Annotated in this window: 12 protein-coding genes and 1 tRNA gene; 8 read left to right on the forward strand and 5 right to left on the reverse strand. The window is 66.2% G+C overall.

The window, feature by feature from the left end; translation table 11 throughout:
* Nucleotides 1–60: 60 nt before the first annotated feature.
* A complete protein-coding gene (gene urtA, locus AZ34_RS04765; protein WP_035605397.1) occupies nucleotides 61–1,329 on the reverse strand; it encodes an urea ABC transporter substrate-binding protein in 1,269 nt (422 codons plus the stop codon).
* Between the two features lie 218 nt (nucleotides 1,330–1,547).
* On the opposite strand from urtA, the gene AZ34_RS04770 reads away from it, so the two are divergent.
* The 4 genes from AZ34_RS04770 to greB all read left to right on the forward strand — a co-directional run bounded on the left by AZ34_RS04770 (nucleotide 1,548) and on the right by greB (nucleotide 6,598).
* Nucleotides 1,548–4,931 (forward strand): ATP-binding protein, encoded by a 3,384-nt coding sequence (locus AZ34_RS04770; protein ID WP_051509533.1) that lies wholly within the window; start codon nucleotides 1,548–1,550, stop codon nucleotides 4,929–4,931.
* Nucleotides 4,915–5,862: a DNA-binding response regulator gene (locus AZ34_RS04775; protein WP_051509534.1), complete on the forward strand. Its 948-nt coding sequence runs from the start codon at nucleotides 4,915–4,917 to the stop codon at nucleotides 5,860–5,862. The genes AZ34_RS04770 and AZ34_RS04775 overlap by 17 nt, the downstream gene beginning before the upstream one ends.
* 40 nt (nucleotides 5,863–5,902) lie before the next feature.
* Nucleotides 5,903–5,979, forward strand: a tRNA-Arg gene (locus AZ34_RS04780).
* Nucleotides 5,980–6,040: 61 nt separating this feature from the next.
* A complete protein-coding gene (greB, locus tag AZ34_RS04785; protein WP_035605400.1) occupies nucleotides 6,041–6,598 on the forward strand; it encodes a transcription elongation factor GreB in 558 nt (185 codons plus the stop codon).
* A 44-nt stretch (nucleotides 6,599–6,642) separates the two neighbouring features.
* On the opposite strand, the gene AZ34_RS04790 is transcribed toward greB, so the two are convergent.
* The 4 genes from AZ34_RS04790 to AZ34_RS04805 form a co-directional block, all read right to left on the reverse strand.
* Nucleotides 6,643–8,961 (reverse strand): RelA/SpoT family protein, encoded by a 2,319-nt coding sequence (locus AZ34_RS04790; protein WP_081767087.1) that lies wholly within the window; start codon nucleotides 8,959–8,961, stop codon nucleotides 6,643–6,645.
* A 108-nt stretch (nucleotides 8,962–9,069) separates the two neighbouring features.
* Nucleotides 9,070–9,273: a DNA-directed RNA polymerase subunit omega gene (rpoZ, locus tag AZ34_RS04795; RefSeq protein WP_006297469.1), complete on the reverse strand. Its 204-nt coding sequence runs from the start codon at nucleotides 9,271–9,273 to the stop codon at nucleotides 9,070–9,072.
* A gap of 68 nt (nucleotides 9,274–9,341) precedes the next feature.
* Entirely contained in the window at nucleotides 9,342–9,962 is a 621-nt protein-coding gene (gmk, locus tag AZ34_RS04800; RefSeq protein WP_035605401.1) for a guanylate kinase, read from the reverse strand.
* 49 nt (nucleotides 9,963–10,011) lie between these two features.
* The gene (locus tag AZ34_RS04805) at nucleotides 10,012–11,001 is read right to left on the reverse strand and encodes a YicC/YloC family endoribonuclease (RefSeq protein WP_081767088.1); all 990 of its coding nucleotides are present in this window, start codon (nucleotides 10,999–11,001) and stop codon (nucleotides 10,012–10,014) included.
* Nucleotides 11,002–11,181: 180 nt separating this feature from the next.
* Between AZ34_RS04805 and AZ34_RS04810 the strand changes: the two genes are divergently transcribed.
* The 4 genes from AZ34_RS04810 (at nucleotide 11,182) to hemW (ending at nucleotide 14,992) form a co-directional block, all read left to right on the forward strand.
* Entirely contained in the window at nucleotides 11,182–12,195 is a 1,014-nt protein-coding gene (locus AZ34_RS04810) for a serine/threonine protein kinase (RefSeq protein WP_035605403.1), read from the forward strand.
* Nucleotides 12,196–12,214: 19 nt separating this feature from the next.
* Nucleotides 12,215–12,979, forward strand: a complete 765-nt coding sequence (rph, locus tag AZ34_RS04815) for a ribonuclease PH (RefSeq protein WP_051509535.1) — start codon at nucleotides 12,215–12,217, stop codon at nucleotides 12,977–12,979.
* 22 nt (nucleotides 12,980–13,001) lie between these two features.
* Nucleotides 13,002–13,610 carry an RdgB/HAM1 family non-canonical purine NTP pyrophosphatase gene (gene rdgB / locus AZ34_RS04820; RefSeq protein ID WP_035605404.1) on the forward strand — a complete coding sequence of 203 codons (609 nt, stop codon included), beginning with the start codon at nucleotides 13,002–13,004 and terminating at the stop codon, nucleotides 13,608–13,610.
* Between the two features lie 188 nt (nucleotides 13,611–13,798).
* A complete protein-coding gene (gene hemW, locus AZ34_RS04825; RefSeq protein WP_051510066.1) occupies nucleotides 13,799–14,992 on the forward strand; it encodes a radical SAM family heme chaperone HemW in 1,194 nt (397 codons plus the stop codon).
* Nucleotides 14,993–15,048 lie beyond the last annotated feature (56 nt).

The following is a 15,048-nucleotide window of genomic DNA, read 5'->3' on the forward strand; positions in this document are numbered from 1 at the left end:
GGCCCTTCCCCGTTGCAAACCAGGCCGCCACCCCGACCCCTCACGGAGTCCGGTGCCCGCTTACTGGTAACCCTTGGGGAAGGGATCGGGTTCGATCAGCTTGGGAGACTCGGCCACCACCTTGAAGGTGCCGTCCTTGTTGCCGATGGCGATGCGCGATTTGCTCCACAGGTGGTGGTTCTCGTGCACCTTGACGTAGCCTTCGGGCGCGGTCTTCAGTTCGATGCCGGGCGAGGCGGCCACGACCTTGTCCACGTCGAAGCTGCCGGCTTTCTCCACGGCGGCCTTCCACAGCCAGGGGCCCAGGTAACCGGCCTGCGTCACGTCACCGATCACGGCGTCCTTGCCGTACTTGGCCTTGAAAGCGGCGACGAACTTCTTGTTGTTCTCGTTGTCCAGCGACTGGAAATACTTCATCGAGCTGTAGAAGCCCTCGAAGTTCTCGCCACCCACGCCGGTCATCTCGTCCTCGGTCACTGACAAGGTCAGCAGGAACTGTTTAGAACCCGTGATGCCCGCTGCCTTGAGCTGCTTGTAGAAGGCCACGTTGGAGCCGCCCACCACGGCGGCGAAGATGCAGTCCGGCTTGGCGACCTTGATCTTGTTGATCAGGGAGTTGAAGTTGGTGTTGCCCAGCGGGTAGTACTCCTCGCCCACCACCTTGCCCAGCTTGCCGACGGACTCGATGTGCTTGCGCGCGATCTTCATCGAGGTGCGCGGCCAGATGTAGTCCGAACCGACCAGGAAAAAAGTCTTGGCCTTCTTCTCCTTGGCGCCCCAATCCAGGCCGTAGATGATTTGCTGCGTGGCTTCTTGGCCCGTGTAGATCACGTTCTTGCTCTGCTCCAGGCCTTCGTAGAAGGTGGGGTAATAGAGCAGGCCGTTTTCCTTCTCGAACACCGGCAGCACGGCCTTGCGCGAGGCGCTGGTCCAGCAGCCGAAGACGGCCGCGACCTTGTCGTTGATCAGCAGCTTCTTGGACTTCTCGGCGAAGGTGGGCCAGTCGGAGGCGCCGTCTTCCTTGATCACCCGAATCTTGCGGCCCAGGATGCCGCCCATGGCATTGATCTGGTCGATGGCCAGTTGCTCGGCCTGGATGGATCCGGTTTCGGAGATGGCCATGGTGCCGGTGGAGGAATGCAACTGGCCCACCACCACCTCGGTGTCGGTGACGGCCAGCTTGGTGGTGTTCACTGCTGCGGTGGGCGGCGCGGCGGCGTGGCCGAGCGCGGGCAGGCCAGCGATGGACAGGGCCCCCAGGCCCTGCAGCAACTGGCGGCGCTGCAGGCCGGCGACCGGCGGCGGGGTGGGGACGGACGATTTCTTCATGGGGCACTCCTGCTGAGAATGGTGGGAACCAAGAGCACCGGCCTTCACCGTCAGCCAGGTGCCGCGCGACACGACGTCACCGCTGGCGTGAGATTAGGGAGAGCCCCGCCGCCGTCCCATACGTCAATCAACGTATCGCCGATGCAAGCCGGCGCGAGAACACTTCTTGCATGTGCACCCGTGTGGGCATTGCCATGTCCCCAGAAAGAGGCGCATCTATGAATACCGCCCGGCAGCGGATCTTTCCGATCCGCCGCGACTACAACTCCTGGGTCGCCAACGAGACCCTGGAGGACTACGCCCTGCGTTACACGCCGCGCGGCGCACGCAAATGGAGCGAATGGCGCGTGGCCAACACCGCCTTTGGCGGCATGTCCTTCCTGGCCCTGGAGGCCATCGGCGGCGCCATCGCGCTGAGCTATGGCTTCGGCAATGCGCTGTGGGCCATCCTGGTGATGGGGCTGATCACCTTTCTGACCGGCCTGCCCATCTCGGTCTACGCCGCGCGTTACGGCCTGGACATGGACCTGCTCACGCGTGGCGCGGGCTTCGGCTACCTGGGCTCGACCGTCACCTCGCTGATCTACGCCAGCTTCACCTTCATCTTCTTCGCGCTGGAGGCGGCCATCATGGCGCTGGCCCTGGAGATGGCCTTCGGCTGGCCGTTGGTCTGGTGCTACGTGCTGTCGTCGCTGGTCATCATTCCGCTGGTGCTCTACGGCATCACATTCATCTCGCGCCTGCAGACCTGGACACAACCGGTGTGGATCGTGCTGCTGCTCTGGCCTTTCGCCTGGTTCGCGCTTGAACAGCCTCAGCACTACCGCGATTTTACCGGTCTGTCGGGCCTCAGCTCGGGCAGCAGCGAGTTCGAGCCGCTGATGTTCGGTGCCGCCGCCACCGTGGCGTTCTCGCTCATCGTGCAGGTGGGCGAGCAGGTGGACTACCTGCGCTTCATGCCCGAACGCACACGCACCAATCGCTGGCGCTGGTGGGGCTGCGTGCTGCTGGCCGGGCCGGGCTGGATCGTCATGGGCATGCTCAAGATGCTGGCCGGTGCCTTCCTGGCTTTCGTGGCCCTGCAGTACGGAGCCTCGCCCAGCCAGGCCGCCGAGCCCACGCAGATGTTCCTGGTGGGCTATATGCGCGCGGTGGGCAGCCCGACGTTGGCGCTCTGGCTGATGGTGGTCTTTGTCATCATTTCCCAGGTCAAGATCAACGTCACCAATGCCTATGCCGGCTCGCTGGCCTGGAGCAATTTCTTCGCGCGCATCACACGCAGCCATCCGGGGCGCGTGGTCTGGCTGGTGTTCAACGTCATCATCGCCATGCTGCTGATGACGCTGGGCGTGTTCGGCGCCCTGGAGCATGTGCTGGGCCTCTACGCCAACGTGGCCATCGCCTGGGTCGGTGCCCTAGTGGCCGACCTCGTGATCAACAAGCCGTTGGGGCTCAGCCCGCCGGGCGTGGAGTTTCGCCGCGCCTACCTTTACGACCTCAACCCCGTGGGCCTGGGCGCCATGCTGCTGGCCGCGGCACTGGCGTGCGTGGCCTACGCGGGTTTGCTGGGCGTCTGGGCCGAGGCCTTCGCGCCCTTCATCGCGCTGTTCACCGCCATGCTCACTGCGCCGCTGCTGGCCTGGGCGACCCGGGGGCGTTATTACCTCGCGCGTACCGATCCCCCGCTCTGGAAACCGGGCGAACCCGTGCGCTGCAGCGTCTGCGACAACCACTTCGAGAGCGCCGACATGGCGCACTGCCCAGCCTACGACGCCCCCATCTGCTCGCTGTGCTGCTCGCTGGAATCGCGCTGCCACGACCGCTGCAAGAGCGAGGCACGCGCGGCTGACCAGGTGCGCCGGGCTCTGGCCTGGGTCTTGCCGGCGGGCCTGAACACGCGCTTCAACTTCCGCGTCGCACAGTACTTCGCGGTCTTCCTCGGCCTGTCGGCGCTGATGGCCTTTCTGCTGGGCGTGGTCTACGTGCAGGAGAGCCTGCAGGGTGCGGCGCATGCAGAAGCGCTGGGCCTGCCCTTCATCAAGGCCTTCTCGCTGATGGCCGTGCTGGCCGCGGTCTGCGCCTGGTGGGTGGTGCTGGCCAACGAGAGCCGGCGCATGGCGCACGATGAATCCGAACGCCAGACCCAGTTGCTGCAGAAGGAAATCGACGCCCACCAGCGCACCGACGAGGCGCTGCAGAGCGCCAAGGAGGCGGCCGAGTCCGCCAGCCAGGCCAAGACCCGTTACGTGGCCGGTATGACGCACGAGTTGCGCACGCCGCTCAACAGCATCCTGGGCTACGCGCAGATCCTGCTGCGCGGCAACGCGCTCAAGGGTGGCTCGCGCGAGGCCGTCACCACCATCCAGCAAAGCGGCCAGCACATGCACGCGCTGATCGATGGCCTGCTCGATTTGGCGCGCATCGAGGCCGGCCGCCTGCGGCTGGACCCGGCGCCGCTGCCCTTCCAGGAGTTCCTGTCCGAACTCGCGCGCATGGTCCAACCCCAGGCCGAAGGCAAGGGCCTGGCCTTCCGGCTCGAAACCCTGGGGCGGGTGCCGGCCTGGGTGCGCGCCGACGCAAAGCGCCTGCGCCAGATCCTCATCAACCTGTTGGCCAACGCGGTGCGCTTCACGGATCGGGGGTATATCGTGTTCCGGGTCGACTGCCGGCACGAGGTGCTGCGCTTCGAGGTCGAGGACACGGGCATTGGCATCGCGCCGCAGGACCAGGAGCGCATCTTCATGCCCTTCGAGCGGGGTAGCGCGGGGCGGCGCTCCAGCGAAGCCGGCACCGGCCTGGGCCTGGCCATCACCCACCTGCTGACCGAACTGATGGGCGGTGAGCTGCTGCTGCAGAGCGAGGTCGGGCGCGGCAGCACCTTCAGCGTGCGCCTTTATCTGCGCGAGATCGAACCACCCGCCCGCCCGGTCGTCAACGCCTTGCGCCCCATAGCGGGTTACCTCGATCCGCGCCGCACCCTACTGGTGGTGGACGACCAGCCGGTGCAACGCCAGTTGCTGGCCAGCCTCTTGCTGCCCCTGGGTTTTGTGGTGCGCGAGGCCGCCAGCGGGCGCGAGGCACTGGAGATCGTGCAGCAACGCCTGCCCGACGCGGTGCTGCTGGACATCAACATGGACGACCTCAATGGTTGGCAGACCGCACAGCTGATGCGCGGCGTGGCACCGGAGCTGCCCATCCTGCTGGTCTCGGCCGACCCCTTCGAGAACCGGCCCGAGTTGTTGGCGGCCGTCGGCGCGCGCGGTTTCGTGAACAAGCCGGTGATCGAGTCGGAACTGCTGGACCTGCTGGCACGCGTGCTGCAGCTCGAATGGGTGCACGAGGCGCAGCGTGTTGAGGCACAAGCCCTCACCGCTCTGGCCGCGACCGGATCCTTGCCGCTGCCGGAGGAACTGCGCGAACGCCTGATCGCGCTGGCCCGCCAGGGCAATGCCAGCGGGCTGCGCAGCCTGCTGCGTGGACACGCCGAGCAGGCGCCGGCCCTGGCCGAGACGCTGCAGGTGCTGGTCGCCTACGTGGACCGGTTCGACTTTCCTGCCCTGATCGCTCGCCTGAGAGAGACCGAAGATGCTTCCCCTGTCTGAGCCCATCGCCATCGTCGCCGCGCCGGTCTGCCATGTGGTGCTGGTGGTTGACGACGCGCCCGAAACCCTGCGCATGCTTTGCGATGCGCTGGCCTTGGAGGGCTACACCGTGCTGGTCGCGCGCGACGCCAGCGAGGCTCTGGAGCGCTTCGAGCTGGGCGTGCCCGACGCGGTGCTGCTGGACGCGCTGATGCCGGGCGAGGATGGCTTTTCCCTCTGTCGCCGGCTCAAGGGCGAACCCTCCTGGGCCCATGTGCCCATCATTTTCATGACCGGCCTGGCCGAGACCGAGCAGATCCTGCAAGGATTCGCCAGCGGGGGTGTGGACTACGTGGTCAAGCCTTTGCGCATCCCCGAGGTGCTGGCGCGCCTGGCCACGCACCTGCGCAACGCGCATGTGAGCCGCTGGGCGCGCGAGGCCGTGGACGTGGCCGGTCTGGGCGTCCTGCTGCTTGACAGCCAGGGACGCATCGCCTGGCGGTCGCCCCAGGCCACGCGTTGGCTGCAGCAGATCCCCGCGCTGCGCCAGGACGAGGCCGCGTTGCGGCGCTGGCTGCTGCAATTGGTGGACCAGGGAGAAGCGCACGTGGCTTTGCCAGACGGCAACCAATTGCAGGCCCGCCATCTGGGCCAGGGCGGGCCGGGCGAACGTATGGTGTTGCTGCGGCAGATTCCGTTGTCCGCCATCGCCGCGGACGCGGTTGCGCGTGATCCATCCCAGCGGCGCCTCAGCGGTGCAGCCCTCACTCCGCGCGAGACCGAAGTACTGTCCTGGTTGGCCAAGGGCAAGACCAACCGCGACATCGGCGATATCCTGGGCATGAGCCCGCGTACGGTCAATAAGCACCTGGAGCACATCTTCGAGAAACTCGGCGTGGAGACCCGCACGGCCGCGGCCGCCATCGCCAGCAGCCTGTTGCTGGAAGACTGAGCGCGAAAGCCGAAAAACTTCTGCTACAATGCGCAGCTTCGCGGCTGTAGCTCAGTTGGATAGAGTACTTGGCTACGAACCAAGGGGTCGTGGGTTCGAATCCTGCCAGCCGCACCAAAAAAGAAAAGCCCGCAACCGCAAGGTTGCGGGCTTTTTCCTTTTGTCTGATTCTTGCGCCATGAGCAAAGCCTTCACCCGCGAAACCGACGCCGATGACGACGAGGACATCGGTTTGCCCGCGCTGCCCGCAGGCGGCAAGAACTACATCACGCCCGCCGGTTACGCACGATTGCGCGCCGAGCTGATGCAACTGATCGACGAGGAGCGGCCCAAGATCGTCGAGGTGGTGCATTGGGCGGCCAGCAATGGTGACCGCTCCGAAAACGGGGACTACCTCTACGGCAAGAAACGCCTGCGCGAGATCGACCGGCGCATCCGCTTCCTGACCAAGCGCCTGGAAATCGCCGAGGTGGCCGACCCGAGCGTGCACCACGGCAGCGAGCAGGTGTTCTTTGGCGCGACGGTCACCTACGCCGATGGCGCCGGGGCGGAGCGCACCATCACCATCCTGGGCATCGACGAGGCGGACAATCTTCGTGGCCAGGTGAGCTGGATTTCACCCGTGGCGCGTACCCTGCTCAAGACGCGTGTCGGTGACGTGCTCAAGTTGGTGACACCGGCTGGCGTCGAGGAGATCGAGGTGTTGGAAGTGCGTTACCCCGAGCCGGCGGCCTGAGTCCTCGGGCCCGCAGTCCGGAGGGGCCGGGCGACGATTTCCGCTCAGCTTGATACCGCCCGGCGCGCGCGCAGCACAGCCGGGGTGCGCTTGAGCGCGCGCAGCGCCGCTGCCAGGTGGACGCGGTCGCGCACGGCGATGATGAAGCGCAGGTCGGTCACTTCCTGCGGGCCTTCCTGACCCATGTCGATGTGAACGATGTCGGCTTCCGCGCCAGCCAGAGCCGAGGCCACGCGGGCCAGCACGCCCTTGCCGTTGTTGAGCGTGACGATGATGGCGGTCTGGAAGGCGCGGGTCGGTTCGTCCGACCATTCCACCCCGATAAAGCGGTCGCTGTCCTTGTTCAGCAGCTTGCGGGCGGTGGTGCAGTCGGCGGTATGCACCACCAGGCCCTCGCCTCGACCCAGGTAGCCGATGATGGCGTCGCCGGGAATGGGGCGGCAGCAGGGTGCGTAGCGCACCGAGGCGCTTTCGCTGCCGTCGACGGTGATCGGGGCCTGGCGCTCCTGGCGGCGCAGGAACTGCTCCTGGCTGACGCGGATCGCGTCGGGTCGGATCTTGGCGCCTTCCATGCCCTCGGCGATGAGGGTGGCCAGGCGCTTGGCCACGATGTCCGCCACGCGCTTGCCCAGGCCGATGTCCTCCAGCAGCTCGGCGCGGCTGCGGTTGCCGGTGAAGTGCAGCAGCTTGCTCCACAGGGCGGTGCTGCCGGCTTCGTCATCGGCCGGGAAGCGCTCCACGCCTTCGCCGCGCAGGGCCTGCAGCAGGAGTTTCTCACCCAGCTTCTCGCTGTCGGCCTGGGCCAGGGTCTTGAGGTGGTGCCGTATCTTGCTGCGCGCGCGGCCCGTGCGCACGAAGCTCAACCAGGCCGGATTCGGTGAGGGGACAGTGGCCGTGACGATTTCCACGGCGTCGCCGCTTTGCAGCTCGGTGCGCAGCGGCACCTGCTCCCCATTGATGCGCGCGGCCACGGCGCGGTCGCCCACGTCGCTGTGGATGGCGTAGGCGAAGTCGACCACGGTGGCACCGCGCGGCAGCGAGATGATCTTGCTCTTGGGCGTGAAGACGTAGACCGATTCCGGGAAGAGGTCCACCTTGACGTGGTCGAGGAACTCGGCCGCGTCGCGGGTCTCGTTCTGGATGTCCAGCAGCGATTGCAGCCACTGCGCGCCCAGGCGGGCGGCCACGGGGCTGTCCGGTTCATTGGCCTTGTAGAGCCAGTGCGCCGCCACGCCCGATTCGGCCACGACGTGCATGGCCTCGGTGCGGATCTGGAACTCCACGTTCACCGCTGAGGGGCCGACCAGCATGGTGTGCAGCGACTGGTAGCCATTGGCCTTGGGGATGGCGATCAGGTCCTTGAACTTGCCGGGCACCGGTTTGTAAAGCTGGTGCAGCACGCCCAGCGCGGTGTAGCAGTCGGCCAGGCTGGGCACGATGACACGGAAGCCGTACATGTCCGAGATCTGCGCAAAGCTCAGGTGCTTCTCGTCCATCTTTTTGTAGATGGAGTACAGGGTCTTTTCGCGCCCGGCCAGGCGCACCGGGATGTGGGCGGCCTCGAAGGCGGCCTCCACTTCCTTCTGCACCTTGCCGATCAGGTCACGGCGGCGGCCGCGAGCGCGCTCCAAGGCCTTGGTCAGCACGGCATGGCGCCAAGGACGCAGATGGGTGAAAGACAGTTCCTGCAACTCGCGGTAGGTCTGGTTCAGACCCAGGCGGTAAGCGATGGGTGCATAGATCTCCAGCGTCTCGGAGGCGATGCGCGCCCACTTGCTGCGCGGCACGTCGGACAGCGTGCGCATGTTGTGGCTGCGGTCGGCCAGCTTGATCAGGATGACCCGCACGTCGCGCGCCATGGCCAGCAGCATCTTGCGAAAGCTCTCGGCCTGGTTTTCCTCGCGGGTGCTGAACTGCAGCTTGTCCAGCTTGGTCAGACCGTCGACCAGCTCAGCCACGGGGGCGCCAAAGCGCTCGATCAGTTCGGGCTTGGTGACGCCACAGTCCTCGATGGCGTCGTGCAGCAAAGCGGCCATCAGGGCTTGAGCGTCGAGTTTCCACTCGGCGCACAGCCCTGCCACCGCGATGGGGTGGGTGATGTAGGGTTCGCCGCTGTTGCGCAGCTGGCCCAGATGGGCCTCGTCGGCGAAGCGATAAGCCTGTCGCACCTGTTCCAGGTCGGCGGGGGAGAGGTAGTCCAGCTTGGTCGTGAGGTTGGCGAAACTCGCTGCCGCCGCGTTGGCCGCCGCAGCCGCGCTGACCGTCTGCGCCACGGCCGGGTCCGCCACCGAGGCCGCAAGGCCTGCGGGCAGCGCGCCCAGCCCGGCGGCATGGGCCGGGGGCGCGACGGTGGTGGGGGGCATGAAGTGGCTCACGGTCGAATGGTAGCGGGCAATAAAAAAGCACCGCGCTGGCGGTGCCTTATTTGTCGGTTATTTGACGTTTTTCTGAAGAATGCGACCGGAGCGGACTCAGGTCGGCACTTTCTTGAGCATTTCCAGGCCGACCTTGCCTTCAGCGATTTCACGCAGGGCGGTCACGCCCGGCTTGTTCTTGCTTTCGATCTTGGGCGCGTGGCCCTGGCTCAGCATGCGGGCGCGGTAGGTCGCGGCCAGCACGAGCTGGAAGCGATTGGGGATCTGCTGCAGGCAGTCTTCGACGGTGATGCGGGCCATGGTTCTGCTCCAGGAGCCGGAGCGGCGAGGTCGATCGCGCGGTCCAGCGGGTGATACAGGGAAAACGGTCAGGGAAGACGCAGCGCCTCGAAGGTCTCGGGTCGGGCCCGACGCTGGGCCGGATACCGGAGCCGCTGGGCTTGCACGACGAGCCGCAAGTCAGCCAAGGCGCGCTCGAACTGGTCGTTGATTATAACGAAATCGAAGTGCGGGGCCTGGGCCATCTCCGTCGCCGCGTTTTTCAGGCGCAGGGCGATCACATCCTCGCTGTCCTCGCCGCGCTTGATCAGCCGGGCTTGCAGTTCCTCCCAGCTGGGTGGCAGGATGAACAGGGTGGCCGCGGCGGGGAACAGCTTCTTGATCTGCATCGCGCCTTGGTAGTCGATTTCCAGCACGATGTCCGTGCCCGCCAGGATGCGGTCCGCGATGGACTGGCGGGAGGTGCCGTACCGGTGGTTGTGCACGTTCGCCCATTCGACAAAGGCATCGGCAGCGACCATGGCGTCGAAGGCAGCGGGGGAGATGAAGTAATACTCCCTTCCATGTTGTTCCTGACCGCGCGGTGCCCGCGTGGTGTGGGAAATCGAAAGCTGCAAGCGGGCGTCCTGCGCGAGCAACGCATTGACCAGGCTGGACTTGCCCGCTCCGCTGGGGGCGGCGATGACGAAGAGGTTGCCAGGGTATTCCATGGCGGGATTCTAGAGGTCTGATGGTCTGATGCCCATTGGGCGCCAAGCGTTATTCCAGGTTCTGGACTTGTTCCCGCATCTGCTCGATCAGCACCTTCATGTCCACCGAGATGCGCGTCAATTCCAGCGTCGCTGACTTGGAGCCCAGTGTGTTGGCTTCGCGGTGCAGTTCCTGGATCAGGAAGTCCAGCCGCTTGCCCAATTCGCCACCTTTTTTCAGCAGGCGCTCAATTTCGTCCAGGTGCGCGCCCAGGCGCGTCAGCTCCTCGGCCACGTCGATGCGGATGGCGTAAGCCGTGGCCTCCGTCAGCGCCCGGTCCTGCGCGGCCTCGGGGGTGGCGCTGCCTTCGGACAGGTTCATCGCCTCTTTCCAGCGCTCCAGGAAGCGTTGCCGTTGTTGTTCCACCAGTTGGGGCACCAGCGGCTGGGCCTGTGTGGTGAGCTGGCGCAGTTGCGCGATGTGACCCAGCAGCATCGTGGACAGCCGCGCGCCCTCGCGCTCGCGGGCCTGCAGCAGGGCTTCCAGGGCCTGCGTGGTGAGCTGCTGGGCCAGCGTGCCCCAGTCCTGGGGCTGGGCGCGGCGCTCGCTTTCATGTTGCTGCGCGGCCAGGCGCAATACATCGGCCACGCTGAGTTCGCGCGCGGTCGGCAGCCAGGTGCGCACGTTTTCCTGCAGCGCGCCCAGGCGCTGCAGCAGGCGCGGACTGGGGTCGCCCAGGGCCTCGCCGTCGCCGGTCTCGATGAAGGCGCGCAGCTCGACCTTGCCGCGCTTGAGCCGGCCTTGCACCAGCTCGCGCAAGGCGGGTTCGCTGGCGCGCAATTCCTCGGGCAGACGCAGGGTCAGGTCCAGGAAGCGGCCGTTGACTGAGCGGATTTCCAGGCCCAGGCGCGCGCCGGAAGGACCCGATGCCGGACTGGCGGCCGCAGCGGACGAGAAGGCTGAATGGTCCCCCGTGCCGGCGGCAGCCGTGGTCATGGCGGGGTCCTTGCGCGCCTCGTGCTGGGTGCTGGCGTAGCCGGTCATGCTGTAAACTGGCATGGCTGTCCTCTTTGGTGATGCGTGGCGTGGCGCCGCATGCCGACGCGGCGCGATGGATACGGGTGCGGCCATCCCCAAGACGCATCGCGCGTCAGCGTCGCGGCCGGCACCGGAAAAGCGGCGAGCATAACCGCAGCGCCATCCTTCCCCATCTCTTCCACGACACGCGTCACCTCCACGATGGCCAAGGTCAAGCCCGCTCCCTTGTCACCCGAAACCGTCATCGGCGGTGGCTACCGCATCGTGCGCAAGCTGGCCGCCGGCGGCTTCGGCGTGGTCTACCAGGCCACCGACGCCGCGGGCCAGCCCGTGGCCATCAAGGAATACCTGCCGTCTTCGCTGGTGACGCGCGCGCCGGGCGATTTGCTGCCCAAGGTCGCGGCCGAGCGTCTTTCGCTCTACCGTCTGGGGCTCAAGAGTTTCTTCGAGGAAGGGCGGGCGCTGGCACAGATTTCTCATCCCTCGGTGGTGAGCGTGCTCAACTTCTTCCGTGACAACGACACGGTCTACCTGGTGATGAACTATCTGGACGGCGCCTCGCTGCAGGAGTTCATCATCACCGCGCGCGAGCTCAAGCAAAGCAAGGTGTTTCGCGAATCGACCATCCGTTCGCTGTTCGACGAAGTGCTGCGCGGCCTGCGCATCGTGCACCAGCACAAGATGCTGCACCTGGACATCAAGCCGGCCAACGTTTTCGTGACCGACGACAACCGCGCCGTGCTGATCGACTTCGGCGCGGCGCGCGAGGTGTTGGCCAAGGAAAGCAATTTCGTGCGCCCCATGTACACGCCGGGTTTCGCCGCGCCCGAGATGTACCGGCGCGACGCGGTGCTCGGCCCCTGGACCGACATCTATGCCATCGGCGCCTGCATCTACGCTTGCATGCAGGGCTACCCGCCGCACGAGGCGCCGCAACGGCTGGAGAAGGACCGCCTGATCACCAGCCTGGCGCGCCTGCGCGGCGTCTACTCCGACAACCTGATCGACGTGGTGGCCTGGTGCATGGCGCTGGACCCGCTCTCGCGCCCGCAGTCCGTCTTCGCCTTGCAGAAGGAGCTGAGCCGCGAAAGCGAATTGCGCTACACGCGCCTGACCCCGCGCGAGAAGATGCGCATGCGTTTCGACACCTGGGTCTCCGAGCTGCGCAAGACCTTGCGCGGCGTGGCCGGCCTGCCTGCGGTCAAGACCCGCTGATCCTCGTTTTTCCCGAACCATGAACCAAATATCCCAAGGTGGTTTTGCCGCCCCCACGCGCTCCGAGAATCGCGCCCCCGACCAGCTGCGCACCGTGCGCATCACCCGCCACTACACCGTGCATGCCGAAGGTTCCGTGCTGATCGAATTCGGCCGCACCCGCGTGCTCTGCACGGCCTCGGTCGAGGAACGCGTGCCCCCGCACAAGAAGGGCAGCGGCGAAGGCTGGGTCACGGCCGAATACGGCATGCTGCCGCGCTCCACCCACACCCGCAGCGACCGCGAGGCCGCGCGCGGCAAGCAGAGCGGCCGCACGCAGGAAATCCAACGCCTGATTGGTCGCAGCCTGCGGGCCGTGTTCGATCTCAAGCAACTGGGTGAGCGCACGATCACGCTGGACTGCGACGTGCTGCAGGCTGACGGCGGGACCCGCACCGCCGCCATCACCGGCGCCTGGGTCGCTGCGCAGGACGCGGTGCATGCCTTGATCGCGCAGGGCAAGCTCAAGGCCTCGCCCATCACCGCGCCGGTGGCGGCGGTGTCGGTGGGCATCGTCGAAGGACGGCCGCTGCTGGACCTCGATTACACCGAGGACTCGGCCTGCGACACCGACATGAACGTGGTGATGACTGTCAACGCCGCAGGCGAGGGCCACTACATCGAGGTGCAGGGCACGGCCGAAGGCGCGGCCTTCAGCCGCAAGGAGATGGACGCCTTGCTGGCCCTGGCGGAACAAGGCATCACCGAACTCGTGGCCTTGCAGCGTCAGGCGCTTCTGGCGTGATGACCGGAGTAAAACTCGCGTCATGAAACTGGTTCTCGCTTCCAACAACCAGGGCAAGCTCGCGGAACTGCAGGAGCTGTTCGCGCCGTTGGGCGTGGAACTGATTCGGCAGGCAGACCTGAACATTCCCGAGGCGCCCGAGCCGCACCGTACCTTCGTCGAGAACGCCCTGGCCAAGGCTCGGCATGCGTCGAAGCTCAGCGGCTTGCCCGCCGTCGCCGACGACGCGGGCCTGTGCGTGGACGCTTTCGGCGGCTTGCCCGGCGTGGACACGGCCTACTACGCCACGCAGTTTGGCTACGAGAAGGGCGATGCCAACAATGTGCGAGCCCTGCTCGAACAGATGAAGGAGGTGCAAGGGCCGGGCAAGCGCCGCGCCGCGCTGGTCAGCACTTTGGTGGCCTTGCGCTCGGCCGACGACCCCGAGCCCCTGATCGCCGTGGGCCGTGCCGTGGGTGAAATCACCCAGGCGCCCATGGGTGAGAACGGTTTCGGCTTCGATCCGGTGATGTTCATTCCCGCCTTCGGCAAGACCTTCGCGCAATTGCCGACCGAGGTGAAGAACGCGAACAGCCATCGCGGGCAGTCGGCACGGCAGATGGTGGCCTTGATGCAGGAACGTTGGTTCTGAGGGCCAGAAATCAGAGGACGAAGCGCCGCACTTACGGTGCGACGGCGTTCAAGGTTCCGCTGATGCTGAGTTTGCGCAGCAAATCGCCACCGCATGAGCGTGCTGGCCTGGGGCAGGCCCTGCGCACATGCTTCGCTCCCATGCGAGGGGACCGCCTCGGTGTCTTGCCTGAAAATACGCGCCTCACCATGCACGACATCCAACACTACATGCGCCCCGGCACGCTGCAACTGCCCAGCCTGCCGCCGCTTTCGCTCTACGTGCACCTGCCTTGGTGTCTGAAAAAGTGCCCGTATTGCGACTTCAACTCGCATGAACTCAATCCTAGGGATGTGCCAGAGCAACGCTACCTCGACGCCCTCATCGCCGATCTCGAAGCCTCGCTACCGCTCGTCTGGGGGCGTCCGGTGCACAGCATCTTCATTGGTGGCGGCACGCCCAGCCTGTTCAGCCCCGTCGGCATCAACCGCCTGCTCAGCGACATCCGCGCACGGCTCAAACTCGCGGCCGATTGCGAGATCACCTTGGAAGCCAATCCCGGGACTTTCGAGAAAGACCGTTTCGCGGCCTTCCGCGCGGCGGGCGTGACGCGTCTGTCCGTCGGCGTTCAAAGCTTCAACGATGACCATCTGAAAGCCCTGGGCCGGGTGCACGACCGCGCTCAGGCCCTGGCCGCGCTGGAAGAAGCCGCGCGCAGCTTCGAGACCTGGAACCTGGACCTGATGTACGCCCTGCCAGGGCAGAGCCTGGCGCAACTGGACGCCGACCTGGACGCGGCGCTTTCCTTCGCGCCGCCGCACCTTTCGGTCTACCACCTGACCATCGAGCCCAACACCTATTTCGCCAAGTTCCCGCCGCAGACGCCGGACGAGGACACGGCCTACGCCATGCTGGACCGCATCACCGAGCGCACGGGCGCTTCGGGCCTGCGGCGCTACGAGGTCTCGGCCTACGCCCGGTCCGGCCACGGTTGCCGCCACAACCTCAACTACTGGGCGTTCGGCGACTACCTGGGCATCGGCGCGGGCGCGCACGGCAAGCTCAGCTTTGCCCACCGCGTCATCCGCCAGGTCCGTGCGCGTGACCCGCGCCTGTACATGGAGCGCGCCCTGTCGGCGGACCCTGCAAGCGCCGTGGTGCAGGACGAGGAAGTCAGCCGGGCAGATCTTCCCTTCGAATTCATGCTCAACGCCCTGCGGCTGCGCGAGGGTTTCGCGCTGCAAGATTTCGCGGATCGCACGGGCCTGGCCTTGACCGCGATCCGCAAGCCGCTCGAAGAAGCCGAGCGCAAGGGCTGGCTCACCCGCGACCTCAGCCGGGCCCGGCCCACGGAGCAGGGGTTTGATTTCCTGAGCGATTTGCAGGCGTTGTTTCTGCCTTGAGGCCCCCTTTTGGGGGCTTGAATCGCGCCCCAGCCCTGGCGCTTGCGAGGACACCG

Origin of the sequence: Hylemonella gracilis str. Niagara R (assembly GCF_000600295.1) — a bacterium.
Taxonomy (GTDB): Bacteria; Pseudomonadota; Gammaproteobacteria; order Burkholderiales; family Burkholderiaceae_C; genus Hylemonella; species Hylemonella gracilis_A.